This window comes from Streptomyces sp. NPDC048361, from assembly GCF_040651795.1.
Taxonomy (GTDB): domain Bacteria; phylum Actinomycetota; class Actinomycetes; order Streptomycetales; family Streptomycetaceae; genus Streptomyces.
The window spans coordinates 58,954-84,498 of the sequence record NZ_JBEZKW010000018.1 but is presented as its reverse complement, the minus strand read 5'-3'; the positions used below and the strand labels follow the sequence as shown (position 1 = coordinate 84,498).

Here is a 25,545-nt window from a genome sequence, read left to right as displayed (position 1 = left end):
GTGAGGCGCCGACCGGGCTTCCGCTCCGCCGAACTCCCTTCGGCGGAGCGGAAGTCAGGCCACCTCGTCGCGACGCCGCTCCACCACGAGGAACGCGTCGCTCTCCAGATCCATCACGACCGTGGCGGCCCGGCCACGCCTCCTGAGCTGAGCCGCCAGCTCCTCGGCCGGCCATGACCCACGCGGTCCACCAGCGGGAAAACGCCCAAGTACCGACATCGAAGCAGCCTCCCTCGACCCTCATGCGTGCTGTGTGCTGTAACTCCAGCGGTATCGGTTCGTCTGCCCGCGAACGGTGGCGGCATGCGCTGCGATGCGGAGCATGGTGGCCGGTCTCGTCGCGGCAGATGTGCCGAACGGCCGCCCGCCCACGGGAGTGGACGGGCGGCCGGGGGTCGCGCGGGTCGGTGCTTCGGTGTTCCCGTACGTCGGTCGAGGTGCGGCCAGGAGTCGAGGCGCGGCCGGGAAGGGTGCGGGCCCCTGGCGTGTCCTGACTCGGCTGTCCTCAGTGGCGGCTGCGGTTGCCGACGAAGAGGCGGTAGAGAGCGAGCACGATGACCGAGCCGACGATCGCGGCGATCCAGGTCGAGAGGTGGAAGAAGCCCTTGATGGAGTGGACGTGGAAGATCACCTTGCCCAGCCATCCGCCGAGGAGGCCGCCGACGATGCCGATGACCATGGTGATGAGGCAGCCGCCCGGGTCCCTGCCAGGCATGAGGGCTTTGGCGATGGCGCCGGCGAGAAGGCCGATCAGGATCCAGGCGATGATGCTCATGGCGCGTTCCGTCCCAACGTAGGTGGGCCCGCGCCGCCGGGGCGGCGGTGCGGGCGATGAAGTGTTCCGGGTGGCCGGGGGCCCTGTCGGGAAGAGTGCCCGGGTCGGGAACCGTTATGCCACTCGGGTCGGCCATTGGGGGGCACGGCGCCGGGGCACGCGGTCATGGCTCACGGCCGGGGTTCAGCTGTGGGAGACGGAGAGCTTGTAGAAGCCGACACGGGCGCCCTTGGTCGTGCTGCTCGACGACGACTGGTTGTACGAGCCCGCCTTGAAGTACTGGCGGTAGCCGTTGAACGAGGACGGGATCGCATAGTGGGTGGTGCTCCCGTTGACCGTCAGGTCGACGGTGTGCCCACCGGAGACGCCGATCGTGTAGTTCCATGTCTTGCCGACCGCCACATTGCCCACGGTGTGGAGGGTCTGGCCGCCCGAGGGTGAGTTCTCCGTGCCGAGGACGATGTCACCGTTGGCGCGGTAGTACAGCTCGACCAGCGGCTTGGTGGACGAGCCGCCCGTGCCGAGGTGGATCTGACCGACGCACACGTTGGAGGTCACCGACACCACGCGCAGCGTCGCGTCGAGGCGGTGGCTGCCGCTCAGGGACCAGTTCGCGGGGCTGCCGTCGCGGTTCATCTCGCGCAGCTCGGAGTGGGCGTAGTTCGAGTTCGGGGTGGTGACGCCCTTCTCCGGCGCCCAGAACGTCATCGCGCCATCCCGGGAGTCGCTGTAGAAGTACGTGTCCTGGAACCCGTTGGCTCCCTGGAGGCGGGACGAGGGGATCGTGGTCGGCGACCCCGGGGAGCCGACCGGCTCCTGCAGCTCCCACACGGAGAGGTCGAAGGTGCCGCCGGGTGCCACCGAGGCGGCCGCGCTGTCGGATGCGCCGACGCCGGACGCGGCAACTGCCTTCAGCTGGACAGGAGTTGCGGTTCCGGGGCCGGTGAAGGCGAGGCTGCCGACGGCGGCCGCGGCCGTGACGAGGGGGAGGAGCAGCGGACGTATGCGCATAGGAAAAGCCTTCCCGTGGGTGGGGTGTGGGTGAGGGGTGAGGGGTGAAGGCGGAGCGTCGGGCGCCGGGATGGCACCCGGGCGGCATTCCTTCGGTGAGTTCACCATCTTGAACAGAATGCCTGGATGTGAACGGGGAAACCGTAGGGCTCCGCCGTGGACGCGTCAATAGGTCGGACGCCGTGGTGCTGTCGGTGCCGCGCCTCGGTGAACTGCCGTCGGTCCGAATCGCGTTGGCGTACGACGTCGTCGCGTCGGCGCGCGTGTGCGCAAGAGCTCGGGGTACCCGGCGGGGCATGGGATCAGAAGCTCGGCCTCACTCAGCGCCCCGGCTCCAACGGCACACCTGGCGGGCGACGGCCGCGCGCGCCGCCGTCATCATCGTGGGCTTCATCTGCATGGTGGGCTTCGCGGTGCTGCTGGCCCGGGCGACCCTCGTTCCGTCGCCAGGGTCGGTCCGGTTCACGCATACCAACCTGCACCCGGGCGACTCGATTCGCGCCTACTTCGCCCAGCCCGACTGGCGGGACACGGTGAAGCAGGTCGGCGGCAACGTGGTGCTCGGCATGCCGTTCGGCGTACTGCTGCCGGTGCTGTTCCCGAGGACACGGGGACTGGTGCGCGTGGTGGCGATGACCGCCTTCGTGATGCTGACCGTCGAGACCGCCCAAGGGCTCCTCATCACCGGCCGGGCCTTCGACATCGACGACGTCATCCTCAACTCGCTCGGCGCCTTCACCGGTTACCTGCTCTTGGGGCGCCGCCTCGGCCGCGCGTTGCATCCCCGGCGTCACCACTGGTGGCAGCGGCGCAAGGACGAGGAGACCCCGATGCGGGAACCCGACGAAGCGGTGGCCCCCGCCGCCGACAGCCGTTGGCGGACACCTGCGCTGCGGCGGCTTCCCGCGATCCTGCGCGGGGCGCGCAAGCCGGCCCCGTGAACGGGACTCGGTATCCGGCCCAGTGAACGGGACCCGGCACGCGGCCGCGTGAAAGCCCGTCACCGGGCCGCGGGAGAGGCCGGCACCCAGTCGTGTGAAAGCCCGGCACCGGGCCCGTCACTCCGGCACCCGGCCGCGTGAAGGGACCCGGCACACGCCACTCGGTCACGCTCGCCCCGCACGCGCCCCGCACACGACTCGGCGCCCGGCGGTCATCGACCGCCGGGCGCCGGGTGCGTACTCACTCCGTGGTGATTCCGGTGATGACCGCGTCGCCGAGCGGCGCCTCGTCCTCGGCGTAGCCCGCCGTGCGCAGCGCGTCGGTGACCGTGCGGCGGGCGTCCTGCTCGGCGGTCCCGGTGTCGTCGGCCTCCACCTCCAGGCGCACGCTGAAGGCCGACGACCCGCTGTAGAACGTGAGCATCTCCAGGTGCTCGGCCTCTCCGAGACGGGTGCTCCGCGGATCGACGGGGCGCAAAGCCTGCTTGAGGGTCTGGGTCCGCTCCTCGGTGCGCTCGCCGAGAAGGGTTCCGGGGATCGTAACGACGTAGGTGGTCATAACCGTAGGAGGTGCCCAGTAGGCCGCCTCCGTACACCCCCGGCGTGACGCGAATAACGGAGCGTCAGTTCGCCCGGCGGCCCGGCGTGACCTGGGCGATCAGCAGGGCGATGTCGTCGTGGCGCTGGGGCGGCGGCAGCGCGGCGAGCAGCCGGTCGCAGGTCGCTTCGAGTGGCAGACGGTGGTGGGTCAGCGCGTCGAGCAGGGCACGCAGCCGGTCGTCGATGGGCTGGTCGCGGGTCTCCACCAGGCCGTCGGTGTAGAGCACGAGCCGGTCGCCGGGCGCGCAGTCGACCGTGGTGGCCCGGAAGGGGACGCCGCCGACGCCGAGCGGCGCCCCCGTCGGCAACTGGAGGAAGCGAGGGGCGCGGCCAGGCCGGTCCCAGATGGGCGGCAGATGGCCGGCGAGGGCGATGCGGCACTCGGTGCGGTGCGGGTCGTAGACGGCGTACACACAGGTGGCGGTGGTCTCGTCGAGCTCCGCGGTGATCCGGTCGAGGTGGCGCAGGACGTCGGCGGGGTCGAGGTCGAGGCCGGCCAGGGTGCGGGTGGCGGTGCGCAACTGCCCCATGGTGGCGGCGGCGTTGATGCCGTGGCCCATCACGTCACCCACCACCAGGGCGGTCTTGTCCCCGGCCACCGGGATCGCGTCGAACCAGTCTCCGCCTGCCTCACCGATCGCGGCCGCGGGCTGGTAGCGGTAGGCGACGTCGAGCCCGGTGGGCTGGGGCGGCTGACGGGGCAGCAGGTGGCGCTGGAGGGCGAGCGCGGCGTGGCGCTGCTGCTGGAACCAGCGGGCGTTGTCGATGCAGACGGCGGCCCGGGTGGCCAGTTCGAGGGCCAGAACCGCGTCGTCGTGGGTGAAGGGCTGCGGGTTGCGGGCCCGTTTCAGGTCGAGGGCGCCGAGGACTTCGCCGCGGGCGATCAACGGAACCGCGAGGTAGGAGTGGAGCCCGGCGCGGGCCAGCAGGCGGGCGGCTTCCTCGTCACGGGCGATGTTCCTCAGGTCGCCCGGGCCGACATGGCTGATCAGTACCGGCCGTGCGGTGGTGACACACCGGGTGACCAGGCGTTCCGCGTTGTACTTGGCGATGTTGCCCGGGGTGTCGGCGGCCTGGAGGGCGTCGGTGGGATAGGCCGCCGCGACCGCGAGGGCCCGGATCGCCACGGGTCCCGACTCGGGCTCCTCGCCGGCGCCACGCCCGTCGAGGACCGAGTCGAGGAGGTCCACGGCGGCGATGTCGGCGAAGTCCGTCACCACGAGGTCCGCGAGTTCGTGGGCGGTGCGGCTGAGGTCGAGGGTGGTGCCGATCCGGACGGAGGCCCGGGCGATCAGATCGAGGCGTCTGCGGGCCTCGGCGGCCTCGTTCGCCGCGTGGTACTGCTCGCTGACGTCCACGATCGAGATCGCGACGCCCAGGACGCGCCCCGCGGAGTCTTCGAGGCGGTAGTACGACACGTTCCAGGCGCGCTCGGTGGTGTCGTCCGGTGTGCGGCCGATCGCCGTCTGGTCGAGCAGCGGCACCCCGGTCTCCAGGACCCGGCGCATCGCCGACTCGATGGAGGGGGTATCGAGGAACGGCAGGGCGTCATGGACCGTACGGCCCATGTGCTCGTCGGCGGGTACGCCGTTGATGCGGGCCAGCGTCGGGTTGACCAGCACGTAGCGCAGATCGGTGTCGAGCACCGCGAGACCGATCGGGGACTGCGACACCAGGCGTACCGAGAGCGCGAGGTCCCGTTCGACGGCGCGTACCGTCGGCTCGTCGGTGGCGATGCCCAGCGCGTACAGGCTGCCGTGCTCGTCCTGGAGCCGCATGTTGCGGAACTCCACCATCCGCGTACGGCCGTCCTTGTGCCGGATGGGGAAGACACCCGCCCAGGTGCCGCCGCCGCTCATGACCCGGGCGAAGAGGTCGAGGACGAGAGGGCGGTGTTCCTCGGCGACGAGGAGCTTGGCGGCGGACTGACCGAGGGCCTCCTGCGCGTCCCAGCCGAACAGCTCCTGGGCCTGCGGGCTCCACAGGGCGATCCGGCCGTGCTCGTCCAGCACTATGGCGGCGACTCCCAGTACGTCGAGCAGGCCGCCGGGCTCGGACGCGGCGACGCGCACGGGGCCGAGCCGCTCCCCGGATACCTCGGATGCGTTCATCGTCGGCCCTTCGTCAGCCTGCCGGTGCCTCACTCCTGTCCCAGCGCCTTCACCATCTTCTCCCCGTCCGGTCCGATTGGCAGACCATGCGCGGCAGGAGAATCGTGACGAACACGGTGAGTGACGGTGGCTGCCACCCCTGCCGTGCGTCGGCGGGGCGGGCTCGATGGGAAGGCCGATCCTCAGCGGGACCGGCCGGACTGGGATTCCCGGTCCCCTCCGGAGGCCGAGTCGGTCCAGGGGCCGGGCTGCTCGTCACGCTGTTCGTCGTGGCGGGCCAAGAGCGCGAGCAGGGTGGCCACGGACAGCCCGGCCTCGGCGGGGTGCCGCAGGGGTGTGCCCGGCTCGATGCGGTACGTGTTCGAGCGGCCGTGCCGGGTGTGCGAGAGGTAACCCGCCTCCTCCAGGTCGGCGATGATCCGCTGGACGGCACGCTCGGTGAGTCGGCAGTGTGCGGCGATGTCACGCATGCGGGTCGACGGATCGTCGGCGATCGCGGCCAGGACGCGGGCGTGATTGGTCAGAAACGTCCAGCCGGCGTGAGGCTCGGGTACGGCGCCCATCCCCTGAGGGTATGACGGGGCATTCACGCAAAGAAACGGGGCATCGTGTGTCGTGCGTCCGACGGCTCTCGGGGGCGGGGCGGGGCGGGAGCGCGACGCACACCCCGGGATGGCATGTGAAGCAGATCACATTCCTTGGGTGTCACGTTCGGCGCGGGCCGAGTGTCTCGATGGGCATGGACGGATCGTGGGGAGGGGCGGACAGGATGCCGGGGAGTGGGGGAGGCGATGCGAGGGAGCGGGTCGTGGCTGAGGACGCCTTCACCGAACACCGCGCGCTGCTGTTCACCATCGCCTACGAGATGCTGGGCAGCGCGGCCGACGCCGAAGACGTGCTGCAGGAGAGCTATCTGCGGTGGAGCGCGGTCGAGCCGGGCGGTGTGGAGCATCCGCGGGCCTACCTGGTGCGCGTGGTGACCCGGCAGTCCCTCAACCATCTGCGCGCGGTCCGGGCCCGGCGCGAGGAGTACGTCGGCACCTGGCTGCCCGAGCCGATCCGCACCGGCCCCTCGGTGAGCGAGGACGCGGTTCTCGCCGAGTCGGTGTCGATGGCCCTGATGCTCGTCCTGGAGACGCTGAACCCCACCGAGCGCGCGGTGTTCGTGCTGCACGACGTCTTCGGCTACAGCCACGGCGAGATCGCCGCATCCGTCGGCAAGACCGAGGTGACGGTACGTCAGATCGCGCACCGGGCACGGCGGCACGTCCACGCGCGGCGGCGCCGCTTCGAGCCCGACTCCGAGGCCACCCGGGAGATCGTCCAGCGCTTCCTGCGCGCGACGTCGGCCGGCGAGATCCAGGGCCTGATGGATCTCATGGCGCCCGATGTCGTCCAGATCTCCGACGGCGGCGGAAAGGTGTCCGCGGCCCGCCGTCCGGTCACCGGCCACCTCGACGTCGCCCGGTTCGTCCTCGGCGTGGCCCGTACCAGCATCACCGGGGCCACCCGCATCGAGTACGCCACCTACAACGGCATGCCCGCGGCGCGGTTCCTGAACGACGGGGAGCTCGACTGGCTGGTCGCCTTCGAGATCCACGACGGACGCATCACCGGCCTCTACGCCATGCGCAACCCCGACAAGCTGCACCGCGACGACACGGTGCGGCCACTCGACAGAGGAGCAGACCGACCGTGGAAACCATGACCGCCGAGCGCGTCATCGACGCCCCCATCGACGAAGTGTTCGCCTGGCTCACGACGACCACCCACTACACGCGCTCGCCCCTGGTGCTGCGCTGCCGGCTGTCGCGGCGCGGCAAGGACGCGCCCTACGGCGTCGGCGCGGTGCGCAGCCACCTGTGGATGATCGGCTGGCTGAGGGAGCGGATCACTCGCTATGAGGCGCCGTACACCACCGAGTACGTGGTCGAGCGCAGTGTGCCGCCGTCGCGGCACGAGTTCGGCAGCATGACGTTCACCGAGGTGGACGGCGGGACCAGGGTGACCTGGACGACCCGTGCCGAGATGGCGATGCCGGTGGTGGGCCCCTTCCTCACCCGGGCCGTGGTGCGGCCGATGATCATCCGCTCGTTCGACAGCATCCTCGGCGCCGCCGAATCGGCGCTGACCCGCCACCCCCGCGCTGAGCGGAAGGCGACGGGCCGTCGGCGCCCGGCCTGAGGAACGGGCCGGTGCGAGGGGACGTCAGCCGTCGATGCGGTGCTGGGTCCAGAACGACGTCAGGTCCGTGGCTGTGGCCGCCTGGGCCGCCGCCTTGAACTCGGCGGTGGTCGAGACGCCGTACCAGTGTGAAGTGGCGTAGTCCTTGAGGAGTTTGGCCATGACGCTGTCACCGAGGACACGGCGCAGATCGTGCAGGGCGCACTTCCCGTAGCCGTAGACGACGGTCGAGTAGCGCGAGGAGTGCGCGTCCCAGTACGCCATCGAGTTGGTGATCTTCTCGCTGGACGACGCCCACGAGACGCTGTTCCAGCAGTTGGCGCCGGTCTGGTTCAGGGCAAGGTCCGTGGAGTAGTCGGCGAACGCCTCGTCCAGCCACGGGTTGTTGTACTCGTCGTCGCCGACGATCCCGTACCACCACTGGTGCCCTATCTCGTGGGTGAGAGCCGTGGTGGAAACCAGGTCGAGGACGAACCCGGGGTACTCCATGCCGCCGAACCAGTAGTTGTTGTCGATCACCGCGTCCAGCTCGCCGTAGGGGTAGGCGCCGAACCGGGCCGCGTGGGTGTCCACGGCGGACTTGGCGGTGGCCAGCATCGACTGGGCGCTGGAGGAGCTGATGCCCGAGACCGAGTAGATGTTGATCGCGGTGCCCGCGGGCGAGGTGCCGGAGATCTTGCTGAAGGGGCCGGCCGCCCAGGCGAAGTCGCGGACCTTGGCGGCGGTGGCCGTGGTGATGGTGCGGCCGCTGGTGCCGCGGGTGTCGACGGAGGTGCCGGTGGCCGGGACGAGGAGGCCGGTGGGGTGGTCCAGGGTCACCTTGAAGTCGGCGGCCAGCGAGTAGAACGACTCGCCGTTGTTGGTGTACGGATCCAGGTGCCAGCCCGCCGCGTCACGGATCGCGAGCACCGGCAGGGCGTTGCCGATGTTGTTGAACGCCCCGTCCGCGCCGAAGCGGTCGGCGCCGTTCGGCACGGTGATGCCGAGGTCGAAGCCGATGGTGGCGGACTGCCCCTGCGTCAGCGGCGCCAGAAGCGTCACCTTGAGGGCGGTGCAGGCGACGGAGAGGTCACCCGCGGTGCCGCCGGTCACGTTGGTGACCGCGATCGGCATCGCGGAGCAGGAGCCGTGGTAGTTGTCCCACAGCCTCAGATACACCTCGCTCAGCGGGGTGGCGGAGGCGTTGGTGAAGGTCGCGCTCTCGTGCCCGGTCCAGTTGGTGCCGCTCGTGTTGCTGCTCAGGCTGACGGTGTACGCCGGAGCGGCCGGCGTACGGGTCGAGTCCCCGGGCGGGGTCGTGCCGCCGGAGGTGTCGAGGGCGAGGTCGTCGAGGACGAAGCTGGTCTGGAGGCTGGAGTCCTCCGTGCCGGTGAAGGAGAGGCTCACGGTCTGCCCCGCGAACGCCGACACGTCGAAGGACTTCTGGACGTAGCCGGTGTTCTTGTCGAGGTTCGAGTACGTCGCCAGCGTCGTGCTGCCGATCTTCGCCGTGAGCTTGTCGTACGCGGTCGACGACGTGGTCTCGGCGGTGTCGACGTGCAGCCAGAACGTGAGCTTCGCGGAGCTGCACCCCGAGGGGATCGTGACGCTCTGGGAGAGCGTGTCGGTGTGCGTGCTGCCGACACCGTCGAGCCAGGCGAAGCCGGCGCCGCCGTGCGCGCTCTCGCCCGCGCGATTGGTGATCACGCCGCTGGACGACTGGGTCCAGGGTGAAGTACCGCTCTCGAAACCGCCGTTGGCGATGACCTGTGCCGGGGTGCAGGCCGCGGCGGCGCTCGGCGCCCGGTCCGGCGCGGCCGACGCCGACGTGGCGGGCAGAGAGACGGCAGCCAGCGCGGCGACCGCGCATGCGGTCACCGCGAAGGACTTGTGGGGGGTGGGTCTCACACGGAACTCCTTGGAGGGGGCCGGGTCTCCGGCCTGCTCGATGGCCGCCCGGCCGGCTTGGGTGCGCCGCAGGGCGACCGCGGACGGTGTGCATCGCGTGCACGATCGCTGAGGTGAGAACTCTTGCTGTGTCTCCCCGGGTCAGGGCGACAGCTGGGGGGAAGCTTCGCAGGTATGACCGGTCCATGCCAAGAGAACTTCGCGCCCGGCTCGCCCTGCATCCGGTTCCCTCGGGATCCGGCTCCCTCTGGAAATTGACAGGCTCGCGCCATCGACACCATGATTCCACTAGTTGACTAATGGAATCGGTCGGGAGGGGGAGCATGAGCGGCGCAGCCATGTCAGGGGAGAGCGAGGGCGGGAGCCGGGGCGAGGGCGGGGGTGGGGGCCGGTGGGCCCTGGAAGCCCACGGGCTCGGGAAGAAGTACCGTCGGCGATGGGCGCTGCGGGAGGAGACCTTCCGGATCCCGGCCGGCCGCGTCTGCGGGCTCGTCGGTCCCAACGGGGCAGGGAAAAGCACCCTGTTGGGGATCGCGGCCCGGCTCGTCGAGCCGACCCGCGGCGAGTTGCGGATCTTCGGCCGGCCGGTCGGCGACCCGTCCGCGATGCCCCGGTACGCCTATCTCGGCCAGGACAAGCCGCTGTTCAAGCGGTTCACCGTCGCGGAGAGCCTGCGCATGGGCCAGGAGCTCAACCCCGGCTGGGACCAGGCCGTGGCCGAGCGGATCGTGCGCGAGGGGAAGCTGTCGCCGGACGCCAGGATCGGCAGTCTCTCGGGCGGCCAGCGAACCCGGGTGGCGTTCGCGCTCGCCTTCGGTAAGCGCCCCGACCTCCTGCTCCTGGACGAGCCGATGTCCGACCTCGACCCACTGGCCCGCGACGAGATCGCGTCGCTGCTCATGTCGGAGGTGGCCGAACGCGGCACCACCGTCCTGATGTCGTCCCATCTGCTCGCCGACCTTGAGCACATGTGCGACTTCCTCCTGGTCGTGGCCGACGGCCGTGTCCGGATGGCGGGCGACACCGACGAGCTGGTTCCGCTCCACACCCTGGTCACCGGGGTCACCGTCGACGGGGAGCTGCCCAGCGCGCTGCAAACGCACACCGTGATCGATGTCCGCACCGGGGGACGGCAGTTCACCGCCCTCGTCCGCCACGAAGGCCCCCTCGACCCGGCCTGGCAGCTCACCGAACCCAGCATCGAAGAGGTGCTGCTCGGCTGTCTCCGCCACCCGGAGGCGCCCGCGCTGCTCTCCCCGACCGCCGTCCCCGGCCACCGAGAGGAGCGCGCGGCATGAGCACCCTCACCCGCACTCCCGCCTCGCAGGACAGGACGTACGCCTCGCGCCGACGGGTGCGCGGCCTGGCCTGGCTGATGGCGCGTCAGCATCGGGCGCCGCTCATCGCGTGCGGCGCCGCCACGGTCATCGGCGCGCTCTGGATGATCCACGAGCGTTCCGTCGCCCTGGACGCCCTGCACGCGGCGGGCTGGCCCGCGAAGCCCGCCGACACGCTGGGCGGAGACACGCTGCACCGTATCGACACGGCGTTCTTCGACGTAGCCCGCTACCTGGGGTATCTGCCGCTCCTGTTCGGCGTGTTCGTCGGCGCCCCGCTCATCGCGTCCGACCACGAGTCCGGCACCGCCCGGCTCGTCTCCACCCAGTCGGTGCCCCGGCTGCGCTGGCTGCTGTGGAAGGCGGGGTTCGCGCTCGCGCTCGCCGTGGTGACCACCGGCGTGCTGGGCGGAGTGTTCGGCTGGTGGTGGCGGTCGGTGCGCCCCGCCGTCTCCAGCACGTGGTTCGACGGCACGGTCTTCGGCAACAGCCTCCCGGTGCTGACCGCCCTCGCCGTGTTCACCACTTGCCTCGGCATCCTGATCGGTGTCCTTGTCAGGCGCGCGGTCGCCGCGATGGTCGTCACCTTCTTCACCTCGGCCGGGGCGCTCCTCGTCGCCGACCGCTTCAAGGCGCGGCTCGCCACCCCGCGACGAGTCGCCTTCCCGCTGGGCGGCCACCACCCCGCCGTCCTCGCCCACGGGGTGCAGGTCGACCAGTGGGTCGGTACCGCGTCCGGCAAGGTCTACGGCTGGGGCACGTGTATGAACGACGAAGCCGCGGAAGCCTGCCGCGCCCGGCTCGGCATCGTCAACTCCGTGTGGGACTACTTCGGCGACGACCAGATGGCCACGATCCAGTGGACCGCGACGGGACTCCTGCTGGGCGCGGGCGCCCTCATGGTGGCCCTGGCCGTGTGGCGCGCACGACGCCAGGCGCTGTAGCCGTGCGGAGATCCGTATGATCTCGACGCGCCGAACGGTCCGGGCCGGCACCCGGCCGGCCGGGGATCCGGGCGTAACCGAGGGCAGGGGAAGGAGGCGGGTGCGATGGTCGTGTTCCGCATAGAGCGGCGCAGTGGCGTACCCGCGTACCTCCAGATCGTGCACCAGGTGGAGCAGGCTCTGCGGATGGGGGCGCTCGGCGAGGGCGACCGGCTGCCGACCGCGGCGCAGGTCGCCGCCGACACCAAGGTCAATCCCAACACCACGCTCAAGGCCTACCGGGAGCTGGAGCGCGCCGGTCTCGTCGAGGTGCGGCAGGGCGCGGGCACCTTCATCACGCGCTCTCTCTGTGCGCCCGGCGCCGAGCCCGACTCGCCCCTCCTGGCGCGGCTCGCCGACTGGATGCGGGAGGCGGCCGCCGCGGGCCTCACGGAGCAGGAGATCGCGCACCTCTTCGACGTGGTCCGCGCCCGGATGTATCCGGCGTCACCGGCCCCGGTGGCTCCTTCCTGACGCCCGGTCGACGGCCCTTGCGTGGCTGCGGCTGTGGCTGCGGCGGTCGGCGGCACCCGCGGCCCGCGACCGCCCGCACCGGTCAATGTTTTTCTGCCGGAGCCGTGCTGCGAGCAGTTCCGTCGTCCGCGCCGCACGACGGGTCGGCCGATGCCTTGGCGACCGCGGCGCACAACCGCTCCCGTACCCCCTCGGGCAGCGGCGTGCCCGCGGCGGACTCCACCACCTGCTCGGCCAGGCTGCGCAACTTGGTGTTGGTGTGCTGGGAGGTGGAGACCAGTACTTTCCAGGCGTCGTCGGCGCTGACGGCGAACGCCGCCATGAGGATGCCGCGCGCCAGGTCGATGGTGCCCCGGCTCTGCATCGCGCGGCGCAACTGCTCCAGTTCCCTGCGCAGTTCGGCGCCGGGATCACCCGCCGGTGCGGTGGCGCCGGGAGCTTCGCCGGTGCCCGGCGCCCGCTCCGTCGGTACAGCCCGGGTCAGGGCCTGCTCCTTGCTGTTCAGCAAAAGTTTGAGGGCGGAGCAGTCGCAGAACTCGACGTCGCCCAGGTCCAGTTGGATCCCGCCGTCCGATCCGAGGGGGAGCTGGAGGGCGTGCCGCAGCTTCTGGTCCTCGCTGAGGTCGAGCTCGCCGCACACGCTGACGACCACGCGGTCGCCGGTGGGACGGCTGAAGACCGTCACCCCGGACAGCTGTCGCGTACCGGGCGGGCCCCCCGGCCGCCCGCAGGCGCCGGCCGTGCCGGACCGGGATGATTCACAGTGCGGCATGGCCATCTCCCCTGCGCACTAAGGCAGTTCCTCTCAGGAACAGGGTGGCGTGCAGAGGCAACACACGTCAAGCGATACATGAAGTCGCGTTCCGGTATTCCTGAACGTGAACCGGCGGGCCTACGATGCGTCCATGGGAGCAGTGCCGGAACCGCACACCGGATGGACGTTCATCACCAACCACGCGCGCGTGTTGGCGGCCATCGCGGAGGACCAGAACGCGAGGATCCGAGATATCGCCGCTCGGTGCAGACTCACGGAGCGCGCCGTGCAGAAGATCATTTCCGATCTGGAGCAGAGCGGCTTCCTGTCCCATGCCCGTGAAGGGCGCGGCAACACCTACCGGATCGAGTCCGGAAAGATCCTGCGCCACCCCGCCGAGGCGGAGGCCGGACTCACCGTGGCTGCCCTCCTCGGCCTCCTCGCCCAGGACGAGGCGCACCGCGCCGACGTGCCGCGCGCCGGCCGGCCCGGCGGCACGCGCCCGGCCGGCGGCGGCCGTCCCTGACGGCGCGCCGGCGCTCCGATGGCGGGGCGCGGCCGGTGGCGGCCTGATCTCGCGGGTGACGCTGGCCGGTTTGCGAACTGGTCGTGACCCGCAGGCCCCGAGAGGATGCTCCCCTGCCGGGTGGGGCCATCGAGAGGGCGGGAACAGATGCGCATACGACGAAGAGGGCTGTGGGAGACAGGACCGCGGGAGACGCGGGCCGGGGTGCTGACGCGCGGCATGGTCGCGGCGGCGATCGCCTGCGCCGGCGTGACGGGGATTCCCGCGGTGGCGCAGGCGGCCCAGGGCCCGCAGGCGCCCCAGGCCACGCAGGCGGCTCAGGCCAACCAGGCGGGGCCCACCGCTGCCGCCGCCTCCGCGGCCTGCGGTACGGATCCCGGCGCCCAAGGCCTCGCGAGCTCGCCTGTCGCCGACAGCCTGGTCTCCGTGGACCGCGCGGACGGCCGGATCGCACAGTTCCAGCTCTTCTACGACACCACGGCCACCAGGGGCCTGCCGTTCGTCTGGCACCGCGAACAGACTGCGCCCGGCGGTGCGTTCGGGGCGTGGCAGCGGGTGAGTGCGGCGACCGTCGGCCCGAAGAGCTACTCCATCGCGGCGATGGAGAACTCCGCGGGCGGCTTGGAGCTGCTGTTCTCGACCTACGGCACGTTCTGCCACTCGGTCGAGAACGCGGGCGCGAGCGCCTGGAGCAGCCCCGACGCGTTCGGGCTGGCCCCGGCTCCGTACCACGGTGGTGTCGTGCTGTTCAAGGAGCGCGACGGCAGCATCGACGCCTTCGCCTCGGGCGCGGGGAACGGCAGCACCATGCAACTGCGCCACCAGCAGAGCGCCGCTGCCGGCTGGGGCCCGGTGCTGGCCACGGGCCAGGTGCCCGGCCAGGACGTCGGTCTGAGTCAGCCGAGCTCGGTCGAGCAACTCCCCGATGGCGGGCTGCACTTGACGGTCCGCGAATGGAACCGGGACCGGATGTGGGAGATCTACCAGACGGCTCCCGGCGCAGGATGGGGCCCATGGACGCTGATGGCGCCGGGTGCGGCGCCCGCCACACAACGACTCACCGCGGGGACCCAGTTCGCCGAGGGGGCGGCGGCGCCCCGGCTGAACCTCGACCGGACCACTGGCCTCCACGACGGCGACATCGTCAAGTTCACCATCGCGGGCGGGCCGCCCGGCGGCTACGTGTGGGTCAAGGAGTGTGCTCCGTCGGCCTCCGCCGCCACCTGTGATGACGACACCGGCCGTCAGTTCCGGGTGTACCCCGATGGCACGTACCAGCTCTCACCGAAGAAGCTGTACGCTCAACTCGTCACTACAGCAGGGTCGTTCGACTGCCGCACCGCTTCGTCCGCCAACCCGTGCACCCTGGCCCTGACCGACAACAACGGGGCGCTCCTGACCACCGTCCCGCTGCGTTTCGCACCGCATGGGCGCCTGGAGGCGCCGCCCACCCTGAATGTGAACCCCGACACGGGACTCGTGGACGGCCAAGCCGTGCGGGCGACGGGCAAGGGCTACGAACCGCAGTACCACTCGCTGATCATGGAGTGCGTCACCGGCGCCACCGACACGCTCGGCTGCCGGCCGCGTTCCCGGCCGCCGGCCACGACCGACGCCGGACACCTGGACGAGACGGTGACCGTATCGGCGACGTTCACCGCCATCGACGGCCGCTCGATCGACTGCCGTGCCGAGAACGCCTGCGAGCTGGTGGTCTTCGGCACCAGGGTCCGGGGCCCGGAAGCGGTCCGCCACCCGCTCGCGTTCGCACCGCCACCGCCCGCGGGAAGCTGAGCGCGCCCCGAGTCGTCCGAACCGGCCCCGCCGCACGCCACGGCGGGGCCGGCCCTCAACTCGCCGCCGCGGCCCGGTAGGGACGGAAGAAGGCGCGCAGCTCCCGTGCGTACAGCTCGGGCTCCTCGAACGGCGCGAAGTGGCCGCCACGCTCGGGCTCGGTCACCCGCACGGCGTTCGCCACGCGGTGCAGCCACGCCCGCGGCGGACGGACGAGGTCGCCGGGGAAGATCGAGAAACCGGACGGCACCTCGACCCGCCGGGAGAGCTGGGCCGGCGCGATCGCCGCGTTCGCGTGGTACATCCGCATCGAGGACCCGATGGTCTCCGTCAGCCAGTACAGCGTGACGTTGGTGAGAATCTCGTCCTTGGTGTAGCTCCGTTCGATGTCACCGCCGCAGTCGCTCCACGAGCGCAGCTTCTCGACGATCCAGGCCGCGAGTCCGGCCGGCGAGTCGGTCAGCCCGAACGCGGCGGTCTGCGGCTTCGTGCGGTGCATGGCGGCGTACGCGCCCTCGGCCGCACCCCACGCGGCGCCGCCTTCGAGCCACGCGTGCTCCTCCGGCGCGAGCTCTGCCGGGTCGCCGAAGAAACGGGGCACACCCGCGTCGGTGCGGTGGACGGCGACGACCCGGTCGGGGTGGTCGAGCGCGAGGTAGCGGCTGACATGGCTCCCGACGTCACCACCGGCCGCGCCGAAGCGTTCGTACCCCAGGACATCCATGAGCTCGGCCCACAGCCCGGCCACCGCGATGGAGTCCAGCGGCGCGCCCGTGGGGCGGTCGGAGTAGCCGTAGCCCGGCATGTCGGGCACGACGACGTCGAAGGCGTCGGCCGGGTCGGCGCCGTGCGCGCCCGGGTCGGTCAGGAGCGGAACGACCTTCGAGTAACGCCAGAAGGAGTCCGGCCAGCCGTGGCTGAGCACGAGCGGCAGTACCGGCCCGGTCGGCGCGACGGCCCGGGCGTGCACATAGTGGATTCCCAGCCCGCCGACCGGGACGCGGAACCGGGGGAGTCGAGCGAGGGCCGCCTCCTGCGCCGGCCAGTCGAACTCCTCCGCCCAGTAGGTGACGAGTTCACGGAGGTAGGCGAGATCGGTCCCCAGCGACCAGCCCGCGTCCTCGGGCGCGTCGGGCCAGCGGGTCGCGCGCAGCCGCGCGCGGAGGTCGTGGAGCGCCTCGGGGGCGGTCCGCGCGAGGAACGGCTCGGGGCGGGGGTGTGCGGGAGACGGCTCGGGGTGGGGGTGTGCGTCCGGCATGGACGCACCCTACCGAGCGGGCCGTGACCGACGGCGCCGGGCGACCGCCGCGCCGGTCGCTCGGGGATGGCTGCCAAGCTGCTGGTTGTTGCTGCTGCCCCCCGGCCCGTCGACGCTCCCTCGGCGGGCGCCACTCCACGCCCCACGGCCGCGCGCCACCTCGACAACCCGCACGGCTCGGGGCCCGGGTATCCCGTTGCGGTGGCTCGGACTCGACCCTAGGGTCGGGGCATGTCCCTGCGCGTACGTATACGTCAAGCCCTGCCCGAAGCCATGCGCGCCCGCGACAAGGCCGCCGTGAGCGCGCTGCGTTCGGCGCTCGCCGCGCTGGACAACGCCGAGGCGGTGCCGGTCGGCGCGGCCAAGCTGCGCGGCGTGGCCCTGGAGGATTCCCCGACGGGTGTCGGAGTGACCGAAGCGGTACGGCGTGAACTGAGCGAACCGGAGATGGCGGACATCGTGCGCCGCGAGATCACTGAACGCCGTTCCGTGGCGGCGGAGTTGACCGCCCCGACCCACGCCGGCCACGCCGCGCGGCTCCAGGAGGAAGCGGCCGTACTGGGCCGGTTCCTGGACGAGCCGGCCGCGGAGTAGCTTCGGCGACTCCTGGTGATCGGTGGCCGCGGAGTGGCTTCGGCGGCTCCGGATGATCGGTGTGCCCGGAGCCGTCCCGCCGCGCTCGACGCCGGCCAAAACATCAACCGCGTTCTCTGACAGGGGAGTTCGAGATCACGTCGAACTCCCCTTGTGCGACGTCCGTGATGTCAGCGCCCGGAATGGACTTCGAGTGCCGCGCGCACGGCTGACTCCACGGCCCCCTCGATCCAGGCCGGCTTCAGGGACGTGTGGTCCCCGGCGAAGTGCAGCGGGCCTTCGGGGGTGGCGATCTCGGGAAACAGTTCGGTGTGCTGGCCCGGCAGGAGGACGGAGGCCTCGCCGTACGCGTACGGGTCCCGCGCCCAGCTCTGGGTGCGTCCCGCACCGGTGTAGAAGATCTCGATCCGCTGACCGTAGATCTCCTGGAGTCCGGCCAGGGCGTGCGGATAGCGGGCGTCGTCGTCGAAGGAATCCCAGCGCATCGCATCGTCGGCCCAGGTGTAGGAGGCGAGCACGACACCGCCCGGGCTGTCGGCCACGGGGTGCGACGGGTTGAAGGTGAACCGGTTGGGGTTGTCACTGATCGAGCCTCCGCCGAAGCTGCCCACCGCGCCGGGCTGGTCACGGGTGACGGAACGGTAAGCGGCGTAGTAGGCACGCTGGTTGGCGGAGAGGCGCTCACCGGTGACGGAGTCGTGCCGGCCGAGCAGTCTGCCGTCGTCCGGAGCAAGGCCCCGGCGGTAGGAGTCGTACAACCCGGGCCCGATCGTGGCGAGCTCCCGCTTCCAGTCCTCCTCGCCGAACTCCCACCAGCGGCGGCTGAATTCGAGGAGCACCTTGGTGGCGCTGTCGTAGTGGAGCTCGGTGACGGCCCTGCGCTTGCCGTACGACATGAGGGGCGCGACCTGAATGTGCCGCAGCCCCGAGAACGGCACGGTGACGATGGCGAGGTCGGCCGTGAACTGCTCGCGTACGGGGGCGCTTTCGCGACCCTCCGACACCGTGTCGATCCATACGTGGGGTCCGTCCGCGCTCACATGCGGGGTGTCGGTGTGGGGCCGGGACGGGTCCCAGTACTCGATCCTGGTGACGCGGCGGTCGAAGTGGATGCTGTCGCCGACCTCCTTGAGCAGGGCGTCGGGCAGCGCGGCGGTGCCGCCGCGCAGCTCCCAGAAGGCCGTGTCGGGGCTGATCAGCGCCGCGTCGAGAAAGCTGTGGATGAAGGAGAGGGGGAGGCGCGACGTGAGGTCTTCCAGGCAGCCCACCAAGTCGATGGTGGGCTCGTCGAGCTTGGCGTACTCGCTCAGGAAGCGGCGCATCGACCAGTCACCGAAGCGCTCCACGACCCGCGCCCACCCGGCGACCATCTCGTCGGCCGGCTTGTCCACGCGCCGCCCGTCGGAACCGACCGTGCTGAACTCGTCCCGCACCGGAGCCAGGGCATCGCTGAGGATCTTGCTGGAGGGAACGTCCCACAGTGCGCGGGGCACACCGAACGAGCGGTTCACCCGGCGCGGAGCCCGCGCGTAGTCGGCCCGCCGGACACGTACGCCGTTGACATGGATCCAGGTACGCAGCGCGGGGCTTCCGTCGGCGTTCTGGTCGACCAGCCGGAACCTCTGCCGGGCCACCCCGAGATGGTCGATGAGCGCCATGACCAGGGGGTGGCTCTGCGGGATCCGCATGGCGCCGGCCTCCGCGTACTGCCGGGGGTCGGCGAACGGCTGCTCGGCCTGCTCGTGGCCACCGGTCCTGAAGGTCTTGATGCGGCCGCCGGCCCGGTTGCCGTTGGCCTCCACGAGGGTGACCTGGTGCCCGGCGCGGCGCAGCAGCAGCGTGGCGACGAGGCCCGCCGGTCCCGCCCCGACCACGAGGACCTTCTTGCGGGCCGTGGCCGACCGGGGGAGGGCGCCGCCCACCAGGACGTGGCGGTAGGCCGGAACCAGATCACGGCCATCTGGACCCCGCATCAGCAGGGCGCGCGCGACGGCGAGGCAGCGCTGGGACAGCGACGCGGGTGCGGCGGGGGCGAGGACGGGAGTCGCAGCCGTGGCGGCCGTCGCGGTCGCGGGAGCCGCCGCGCTCGTGGCGACCGCGGCGACGGTCGTGGCCGTGCCGATGGCGAAGCCGCGCCGGGACAGGGGAACGGGCCGGGAGGAAGTCCCGGTCGTGGGAGACGAGTGCATGGCCTCACCATGCCGTCCGCCACCCTGCCCACCGGACCGGGCACGCTCACGCATCCACGCGCCATTAGCTCAGATGGCGTACGTCCGGCGGGACTTCGGCCGGCCGCGCGCGCTGCGGGCGCGGGGGCGTCGGGAGGGGTACCGCGGGAGGGCCGGCGGGTCCATCGGCTGTCGGCACGATGGACCCGAGCCCCGGCCCCGGCTACTTGTTGTCGAGCGCGCGCTTCAGCTGTGCCTTGTCCATGCTGGAGCGGCCGTGGATGGTGCGGCGCTGCGCCTCGGCGTACAGCTGGTCCTTCGTCGGGCCCTGCGATCCGCTGTGGGAGCGCTGGCCACCCCGCTTTGAGGACGACATGTCCTGGGTGGAGCTCTTGCTCGCGGTCTTCGACTCACCCGAACGAGCCCGCTCCTTGTTGACGGTACGCGCGGCGATCTCCTTGGCGCGCTTCGTGCTCTCGCCCCTGTCCTCGGCGCTCTCCTTGATGTGCTCGTACTGCTGTTCCCGCTTGGGGCTCGATCCGCTGGGCATGTCGTCTCCTCGGCTGTCTCCGTGATCGGGGGATCACCTTCACCTTGTGCCGCCGCCGACCGCTTCGCACTCGGGAGGCGGCTCGACGGCTGAGCCGTCATGAGGGGCCGGTCAAGGCTCGGCGTTGCCGGCCCGGTTCAGGACGACCGCGCTGCGCGTACCCCGGGCCCACGCGTCGAACCAGGCCGCGCGGGGCGGTGACGGCGGCCGGAGACGACGAGCGACACGGGCGCCCGGGAGTGTGACTCGACGCGCCCGGGTGGGTGCGGTGATGGCTCGATGTGTCCGGGGTGGGTCCGGGGCGATGGCCCGATGTGTCCGGGGTGGGCTGCGGGGCTGGTGGCTCGGCATGGACGGCCGGCGCGGGTTCAGGGCGCTGTGGGCAGGTCGCACCAGGCGATGCTGTGCTCCAGGAGGCTGCCCATGACCAGACGCCCTTCGCGTTCGGCGACCGATGTCGTCATGCGGAACCGCCTTCCGGTGCCACGCAGTTGACGCACGATCCGGCCGTGTTCGTCGACCTCGATGGCGCGGGCGCCGGAGGCGGGCGGTGACGGCAGGCACCGGGCGGCGGCCGCCACCGTCCGGCGGACGCCGGGGGCGGCGCGGTGCAGCCATTCCAGCGGTGGTGTGCGCGGCCCGGCGAGCGCGACCCAGAAGCCGCCACCAGGGCTGCGGGAGACATTGTCGGGAAAGCCCGGAAGGGTGTCGGCGAGCGTGTCACGGCGGCCCGCGTCCGGGCCGCCGAGCCACAGCCGGGTGAGCCGCCAGGCGCCGGTCTCGGCCACCACGACGAACGACTCGTCGGCCGACAGAGCCACCCCGTTGGCGAACTGGAGCCCGTCCAGGAGCACTTGGGGTTCGCCCCCCGGTGCCAGCCCCACCAGGAGACCCGACGGCTCGTGTTCCACGATGTCGGACAGCCAGTCGTCCAGGCCGTGACGCCGGCTGGACACCGTGAAGTAGACCGTGCCGTCCGAGGCCGCCACCGCGTTGCTGCAGAACCGCAGGGGCGCCCCGGCCACGGAATCGGCCAGCACCTCCACCGCGCTCCTCCGCGGGTCGCCGGGGTCGATCCGGAGCAGTCCCCGTTCCGCGTCGCACACCAACAGCCGCCCGTCGGGAAGGACTTCGAGCCCGAGAGGCCGTCCGCGGGTGTGGCCGACCTCCTCGACCCCGGCGGGGCGGCCGGGCGCGGGAAACGTGATCCGCAGTACCCGCCCGTCGCTCACACCGGTCAGCACTCGTCCGGAGCCGTCGAAGACGACGTCCTCGGGGCCGGCGCCGCCCAGCGCGATACGGCTTGGCGACGGTAAGGGCGCGGAGTGGGGGCGGTTCGCCGCCGGCCGGCGCCTCACGCGGCGCGGCGCAGACGCCGGGCGCGCAGGCAGCGCTTCATCTCCTCGGCGTAGGGGAGGCCCACGCCGAGTCCGATGGTCACGCCCAGGGCCGCCAGATAGCGGGCGGGCAGCGGCCGTTCCTTGGGCAGCAGCTTCCAGTCGTCGGCGCCCGGCCCGCCCCGCACGGCGGCGCGTACGGCCTCCGGGTGCAGACAGGCGACGAACGCCATCGCCGTCAGGGGGAGCACTTCGAGGAAACTGTGGATGTGCTGCTCCACCGGCCGGACCTCACGGCGTCCGGTGGCGAAGCTGACGTCGTACAGTGCGGTGGCGCCGTGGGCGAGCGCGGCACCCCCCATGACGGACAGGACCAGCGGATTGACCTTGGCGAGGAGCCCGATGGTCACCGGGATGCCGGCCTCGGTCATCATCAGCGCGTGCACCGCCGACTCCCGCGCGCCCGAGGTGTCCTCGATCTTCGTACGCCGGTGCATCCACCAGTCCGCGACGCCGGGCACCACCCACAGGGGCAGTACGCCGTAGAGCAGGAAGCGGCGGTTGGCGGCCTCGACCCCGGAGACGGACGTCGAGATCGGCAGGTCGCGTCCCTGGCGCCAGCGGGCCCAGGCGCGGACGGGCAGGCGTATCGGGGCAGGTGTGGTGGGCGGCATGGCAACCCTCTCGTTGCGTACGGGACCGGGCTGGGCGCGGGCGGATCAGTCGCGGCTGCGGCGCCGGTGGCTGGTGTCGCACCACGGATAACTCCGGCTGCGACGGCAGGTGCACAGGGCCACCGTGCAGCGCTCCGAAACGGCGGTGGTGCCGTCCTCAAGCACCACCTCCACGGGGCCCTCGACGAGCAGCGGCCCTTCCCGTTGCATGTGGATGCGCCGGGCGGCGTCAGAGGGGTCGTTCGGCACGGATGACCACCAGCTCTTCCATTGTGTCGTCGTCGCTGATCAGCCCCTGTTCCACCAGCCACTCGCGCCGGGAGCGCAGGACCGGCCCGAACGGAATGAACCGGCGGTCGGCCACCGCGGCCTTCAGGCCCTGCTCACGCAGTTCGACCAGGGTCGCCTGCGGGTCGCTGAGTGCCGAGTGGACGATCAGGAGCACACCCCCGGGCCGCAGCAGACGAGGCGCCTCGCGGCAGATGCGGCCAAGGAGCAGCCGCCCGTCGTGTCCGGCGTCCCAAGCCCGGGCGGCACCGCGCTCGGGGAGGGTGGGGGAGAGGGCGGGAACATAGGGCGGGTTGCTCAGAATGAGGTCGTAGGAGCGCCCCACGAGCGGCGAGAGAAGATTGCCGCGCACCACCCGGACCGGCACTCCGGCCAGCCGGGCGTTGAGGCGGGTGCTGATCACCGCACGCCAGGAGATGTCGACCGCGGTGACCCGGGCGCCGAGCCGGGCGGCCGCGAGGGCGAGCGCGCCGGTGCCGGTACCGATGTCGAGGACCTCGGCGCCCGCGGGCACCGCTTCGTCGTGCAACGCGTCGGCCAGCAGGTCGGTGTCGTCCTGCGGGTCGTAGACGCCGGGGAGAGCGATAAGAGTCACGCCCCCCGAGTACCCGACAATCCGTGATAGATCCGCGCGAATTTGCGTTTAGTAGGAGAAATCGTTGGGGCTACTGGGGAAGAGGGCTCCGCAGTGACGAGTTCCGCGCCTTCCAGTGCCCCAGCAGGTGGTCGGCGAACCGGTCCTCCAGGAACACGGTGGCGTCGATGCCGAACACGACGTCGTCGGCCAGCTCCGGCTCCTGCTCCAGAAGCCCGCCGATCACCTCGTGCCGGACGACCTGCTCGTGCACCGCGTCGGCCTCCACGTGCTCGGTGTAGAAGAACTCCGCCGCGGGACCCGCGCCCGCCCGCTTCATCGCGAGGGCCATACGCCGCGAGGACGGCGAGGAGGTGACCTCCAGCGTGGCGAAGTGGCCGAGCAGCGCCCCGCGCAGGCCGCGCCGCAGCCCGAGGAGCGACATGAGGTTGACCGTCGCGAGCATCTCGGCGCATCCGGCATCCACATAGCGCCCGTACGCCGTGTCCAGGCCCAGATCCTCCATCAGGTCGGCGAAGAGGCGGGCGTGCACCCGCTCGGCGCGGCCGCCGCCCCATTCGTCGAACTCGACCGCCGCCATGCCCGCCTTCGCCCGGCCCCACAGCCGCGGCAGCACCCAGGCGTGCGGATCGGCTTCCTTGAGGTGGTAGAGCGAGCGCTGCACGGCGTACTCGCGCAGCTGCCACAGTTCGCCCTCGTCCTGCAGGAAGTGGGACACCCCGGTGCCGTGGACCGGCTCGACGAGAAGCTCGGCGAAGGCGTCGTCGACCCCGTGGTCCCGCGTCGCGTCCTGGCGCAGCGCGCCGAGGAACCGGCCCTCCAGCAGGGCGCGCAGCGCGATGAGCCCGGGGTCCCACTCGTACGCGTCGTCCACGCCGTCGAAGCCCCGGTAGTGCAGCTCGTAGCCGATGTACAGGGCGAGCTGCAGATCGTCGCCGTACGGTGTTGCGCGCTCGACGGCGCTCGCGTCGGGAAGCCGGGCCGTCTCGCCGCGTACATAGCCGGCGATGCCCGCGGAAAGCTCACCGCGGGAAACCGGGAGGGCTGGGCTTCGCTGCGCACTGATGGTCATGATCTACGCCTACCCGGTGAGCGCCGGGTGCAACAGGCACCCGGGTGCTGAATCGCGAGGGAACTCCCTGATGGAGAGGCCTCCTGAAGCGGCGCCACAGCGGACTCAGCCGGACCCGGCAAGGCCGGACCCGGCAAGGCCGGACCCGGCAAGGCCCGTGGTGCCCGGGACGCGGATCTCGAACCACACGGTCTTCCCCTGCCCGGTCGGCACCCAGCCCCACGCCGCGGACAGCTTCTGCAACAAATAGAGGCCGTGACCCGAGGTACGCGCGGGGCGGTGCGGGCCGTGGGGGCGGGGACGGACGGGGCTGCGGTCGCTCACACCCACCCAGAGGCTGCCGTCGCGTCGGTCGAAGCGGAGCTCGTACGGCTCGCCGCCGTGCACGCACGCGTTGGTGACGACCTCGGACACCAGGAGCAGCGCGTCTCCCACGACCGTGCCGGCCTCCGGTCCACGCGGCTCGAACCACTCGTCAAGCACCTGACGAGTGAGGTCCCGGCACTGCGCCACCACACCCGGCCCGTCCGCCAGGCTGAACCAGCGGCTCTGTCGCACGCGCTGCGTGACATGCCCACCATTCATGCGTATCGCGTGCCCGGGGAGACACCACCCGAATCACATCCACCCTCAAACCGCATCAATCAGGCATAAAGTGGGAGGGAGCGTTCGGACGACGGGCCCCTGCCGTGTGGCGGGCCGGGCCGCCGCCCCCGGTCGAAGGAGTCCGCTCATGACCATGGCCGGACAGGTTCGCCCCGCACCGCCGCCCCAGACGCCGGCTCCCCTCGTCCGGCGCCGGGCGCTCGACGGCATCCCCGATGTGCCCCGCCCCCAGGCCTTGAGCACCGAAGACGCACGGATCCTCTCGGCGGCCCTGTTCGGACGGCTGGCCGACCTCGACGAGGGCACACCCGAGCACGCCTGCGTCCGCAACACACTGGTCGAGCTCAACCTCAGCCTCGTCAGATTCGCCGCGCGCCGCTTCCGTAACCGGGCGGAGCCGTCCCAGGACATCTTCCAGGTCGGCACCATCGGGCTGATCAAGGCGATCAACCGCTTCGACGTGGCGCGCGGCGTCGATTTCGCCTCCTTCGCGCTGCCGACGATCACCGGGGAGATCAAGCGGTTCTTCCGCGACACCAGCTGGGCCGTGCAAGTGCCGCGCCGGCTCCAGGAGCTGCGCCTGCGGCTGGCCGGAGCGCGCGACGCGCTCGGGCAGCAACTGGGCAGGCCGCCGACGACGGCGGAACTCGCCGCCCACCTGCGGATCACCGAAGCCGAAGTGGCCGAGGGCGAGCAGGCCTCCAACGCCTACACGGCCCGCTCGCTCGACATCACCGACGACGACATCGGGGCCACCGCCGTCATGCGCACCTTGGGCAGGGAAGACCCCTCGTTCGACGTCATCGAGTGCCTCGACTCCCTCAAGCCGCTCATCGCCGCCCTCACCGACCGCGAACGTACGATCCTCGCGCTGCGCTTCGTCGATGAGCTCACCCAGGCGGAGATCGGCGAACGGGTCGGCCTCTCGCAGATGCATGTCTCCCGTCTCCTGGCCCAGATGATGAACCGGCTGCGCACCGGCCTCCTCGACGACGGGCCGGCCCGCTGAGCGGATCGACCGGGATG

At 71.5% G+C, this 25,545-nt stretch carries 27 protein-coding genes; 11 read left to right on the top strand and 16 right to left on the bottom strand.

Annotation, left to right across the window (positions count from 1 at the left end):
• Positions 1-177 carry a hypothetical protein gene (locus AB0D31_RS13460; protein ID WP_362721409.1) on the top strand — a complete coding sequence of 59 codons (177 nt, stop codon included), beginning with the start codon at positions 1-3 and terminating at the stop codon, positions 175-177.
• A gap of 328 nt (positions 178-505) precedes the next feature.
• Here AB0D31_RS13460 and AB0D31_RS13455 read toward each other — a convergent pair whose 3' ends face one another.
• Positions 506-775 (bottom strand): GlsB/YeaQ/YmgE family stress response membrane protein, encoded by a 270-nt coding sequence (locus AB0D31_RS13455; RefSeq protein ID WP_362721307.1) that lies wholly within the window; start codon positions 773-775, stop codon positions 506-508.
• 183 nt (positions 776-958) lie between these two features.
• Positions 959-1,786, bottom strand: a complete 828-nt coding sequence (locus AB0D31_RS13450; protein ID WP_362721304.1) for a polysaccharide lyase family 7 protein — start codon at positions 1,784-1,786, stop codon at positions 959-961.
• Between the two features lie 296 nt (positions 1,787-2,082).
• Here AB0D31_RS13450 and AB0D31_RS13445 point away from each other — a divergent pair, with 296 nt between their 5' ends.
• Entirely contained in the window at positions 2,083-2,727 is a 645-nt protein-coding gene (locus tag AB0D31_RS13445; protein WP_362721302.1) for a VanZ family protein, read from the top strand.
• Between the two features lie 241 nt (positions 2,728-2,968).
• Here AB0D31_RS13445 and AB0D31_RS13440 read toward each other — a convergent pair whose 3' ends face one another.
• From AB0D31_RS13440 to AB0D31_RS13430, 3 genes are all read right to left on the bottom strand, one after another.
• Positions 2,969-3,286, bottom strand: coding sequence for a hypothetical protein (locus tag AB0D31_RS13440; RefSeq protein ID WP_362721299.1), 318 nt, complete (start codon positions 3,284-3,286; stop codon positions 2,969-2,971).
• Positions 3,287-3,350: 64 nt separating this feature from the next.
• Positions 3,351-5,438, bottom strand: coding sequence for a SpoIIE family protein phosphatase (locus AB0D31_RS13435; protein ID WP_362721296.1), 2,088 nt, complete (start codon positions 5,436-5,438; stop codon positions 3,351-3,353).
• 182 nt (positions 5,439-5,620) lie between these two features.
• Positions 5,621-6,001, bottom strand: a complete 381-nt coding sequence (locus AB0D31_RS13430; protein ID WP_362721293.1) for a helix-turn-helix domain-containing protein — start codon at positions 5,999-6,001, stop codon at positions 5,621-5,623.
• A 245-nt stretch (positions 6,002-6,246) separates the two neighbouring features.
• On the opposite strand from AB0D31_RS13430, the gene AB0D31_RS13425 reads away from it, so the two are divergent.
• Both AB0D31_RS13425 and AB0D31_RS13420 read left to right on the top strand, forming a co-directional pair.
• Positions 6,247-7,146: an RNA polymerase sigma-70 factor gene (locus AB0D31_RS13425; protein ID WP_362721291.1), complete on the top strand. Its 900-nt coding sequence runs from the start codon at positions 6,247-6,249 to the stop codon at positions 7,144-7,146.
• Positions 7,134-7,622 carry an SRPBCC family protein gene (locus tag AB0D31_RS13420; protein WP_362721288.1) on the top strand — a complete coding sequence of 163 codons (489 nt, stop codon included), beginning with the start codon at positions 7,134-7,136 and terminating at the stop codon, positions 7,620-7,622. The genes AB0D31_RS13425 and AB0D31_RS13420 overlap by 13 nt, the downstream gene beginning before the upstream one ends.
• 24 nt (positions 7,623-7,646) lie before the next feature.
• On the opposite strand, the gene AB0D31_RS13415 is transcribed toward AB0D31_RS13420, so the two are convergent.
• Positions 7,647-9,509, bottom strand: coding sequence for a M1 family aminopeptidase (locus tag AB0D31_RS13415; RefSeq protein ID WP_362721286.1), 1,863 nt, complete (start codon positions 9,507-9,509; stop codon positions 7,647-7,649).
• A gap of 338 nt (positions 9,510-9,847) precedes the next feature.
• Here AB0D31_RS13415 and AB0D31_RS13410 point away from each other — a divergent pair, with 338 nt between their 5' ends.
• The 3 genes from AB0D31_RS13410 to AB0D31_RS13400 all read left to right on the top strand — a co-directional run bounded on the left by AB0D31_RS13410 (position 9,848) and on the right by AB0D31_RS13400 (position 12,303).
• A complete protein-coding gene (locus AB0D31_RS13410; protein ID WP_362721395.1) occupies positions 9,848-10,807 on the top strand; it encodes an ABC transporter ATP-binding protein in 960 nt (319 codons plus the stop codon).
• The gene (locus AB0D31_RS13405; RefSeq protein WP_362721284.1) at positions 10,804-11,790 is read left to right on the top strand and encodes an ABC transporter permease; all 987 of its coding nucleotides are present in this window, start codon (positions 10,804-10,806) and stop codon (positions 11,788-11,790) included. The genes AB0D31_RS13410 and AB0D31_RS13405 overlap by 4 nt, the downstream gene beginning before the upstream one ends.
• 105 nt (positions 11,791-11,895) lie before the next feature.
• Positions 11,896-12,303 (top strand): GntR family transcriptional regulator, encoded by a 408-nt coding sequence (locus AB0D31_RS13400; protein WP_362721281.1) that lies wholly within the window; start codon positions 11,896-11,898, stop codon positions 12,301-12,303.
• 82 nt (positions 12,304-12,385) lie between these two features.
• Here AB0D31_RS13400 and AB0D31_RS13395 read toward each other — a convergent pair whose 3' ends face one another.
• Complete coding sequence (locus AB0D31_RS13395) at positions 12,386-12,988, bottom strand: ANTAR domain-containing protein (RefSeq protein WP_362721278.1); 603 nt, start codon at positions 12,986-12,988, stop codon at positions 12,386-12,388.
• A gap of 220 nt (positions 12,989-13,208) precedes the next feature.
• On the opposite strand from AB0D31_RS13395, the gene AB0D31_RS13390 reads away from it, so the two are divergent.
• Both AB0D31_RS13390 and AB0D31_RS13385 read left to right on the top strand, forming a co-directional pair.
• A complete protein-coding gene (locus AB0D31_RS13390; RefSeq protein ID WP_362721275.1) occupies positions 13,209-13,583 on the top strand; it encodes a winged helix-turn-helix domain-containing protein in 375 nt (124 codons plus the stop codon).
• Positions 13,584-13,730: 147 nt separating this feature from the next.
• Positions 13,731-15,377 carry a neocarzinostatin apoprotein domain-containing protein gene (locus tag AB0D31_RS13385; protein ID WP_362721273.1) on the top strand — a complete coding sequence of 549 codons (1,647 nt, stop codon included), beginning with the start codon at positions 13,731-13,733 and terminating at the stop codon, positions 15,375-15,377.
• Between the two features lie 55 nt (positions 15,378-15,432).
• Here the strand turns inward: AB0D31_RS13385 and AB0D31_RS13380 are convergent, their stop codons facing one another.
• Entirely contained in the window at positions 15,433-16,635 is a 1,203-nt protein-coding gene (locus tag AB0D31_RS13380; protein WP_362721271.1) for an epoxide hydrolase family protein, read from the bottom strand.
• 273 nt (positions 16,636-16,908) lie between these two features.
• On the opposite strand from AB0D31_RS13380, the gene AB0D31_RS13375 reads away from it, so the two are divergent.
• Positions 16,909-17,229, top strand: a complete 321-nt coding sequence (locus AB0D31_RS13375) for a hypothetical protein (protein WP_362721392.1) — start codon at positions 16,909-16,911, stop codon at positions 17,227-17,229.
• Between the two features lie 170 nt (positions 17,230-17,399).
• Here AB0D31_RS13375 and AB0D31_RS13370 read toward each other — a convergent pair whose 3' ends face one another.
• From AB0D31_RS13370 to AB0D31_RS13335, 8 genes are all read right to left on the bottom strand, one after another.
• Entirely contained in the window at positions 17,400-19,418 is a 2,019-nt protein-coding gene (locus AB0D31_RS13370) for an FAD-dependent oxidoreductase (protein WP_362721268.1), read from the bottom strand.
• 202 nt (positions 19,419-19,620) lie between these two features.
• Positions 19,621-19,947, bottom strand: coding sequence for a plasmid stabilization protein (locus AB0D31_RS13365; protein WP_362721266.1), 327 nt, complete (start codon positions 19,945-19,947; stop codon positions 19,621-19,623).
• A gap of 368 nt (positions 19,948-20,315) precedes the next feature.
• Positions 20,316-21,305 (bottom strand): SMP-30/gluconolactonase/LRE family protein, encoded by a 990-nt coding sequence (locus AB0D31_RS13360; protein ID WP_362721264.1) that lies wholly within the window; start codon positions 21,303-21,305, stop codon positions 20,316-20,318.
• Positions 21,302-21,958, bottom strand: coding sequence for a diguanylate cyclase (locus tag AB0D31_RS13355; protein WP_362721263.1), 657 nt, complete (start codon positions 21,956-21,958; stop codon positions 21,302-21,304). Before AB0D31_RS13355 ends, AB0D31_RS13360 begins: the two co-directional genes overlap by 4 nt.
• A gap of 45 nt (positions 21,959-22,003) precedes the next feature.
• Positions 22,004-22,207 (bottom strand): CDGSH iron-sulfur domain-containing protein, encoded by a 204-nt coding sequence (locus AB0D31_RS13350; RefSeq protein WP_362721260.1) that lies wholly within the window; start codon positions 22,205-22,207, stop codon positions 22,004-22,006.
• On the bottom strand, positions 22,188-22,841 hold the full coding sequence (locus tag AB0D31_RS13345; RefSeq protein WP_362721257.1) for a HemK2/MTQ2 family protein methyltransferase: 654 nt from the start codon (positions 22,839-22,841) through the stop codon (positions 22,188-22,190). Before AB0D31_RS13345 ends, AB0D31_RS13350 begins: the two co-directional genes overlap by 20 nt.
• Positions 22,842-22,911: 70 nt before the next feature.
• Positions 22,912-23,913 carry an iron-containing redox enzyme family protein gene (locus AB0D31_RS13340; RefSeq protein ID WP_362721255.1) on the bottom strand — a complete coding sequence of 334 codons (1,002 nt, stop codon included), beginning with the start codon at positions 23,911-23,913 and terminating at the stop codon, positions 22,912-22,914.
• A gap of 105 nt (positions 23,914-24,018) precedes the next feature.
• A complete protein-coding gene (locus AB0D31_RS13335; RefSeq protein ID WP_362721252.1) occupies positions 24,019-24,498 on the bottom strand; it encodes an ATP-binding protein in 480 nt (159 codons plus the stop codon).
• Between the two features lie 154 nt (positions 24,499-24,652).
• Here AB0D31_RS13335 and AB0D31_RS13330 point away from each other — a divergent pair, with 154 nt between their 5' ends.
• Positions 24,653-25,528, top strand: a complete 876-nt coding sequence (locus AB0D31_RS13330) for a SigB/SigF/SigG family RNA polymerase sigma factor (RefSeq protein WP_362721390.1) — start codon at positions 24,653-24,655, stop codon at positions 25,526-25,528.
• Positions 25,529-25,545: the final 17 nt, after the last annotated feature.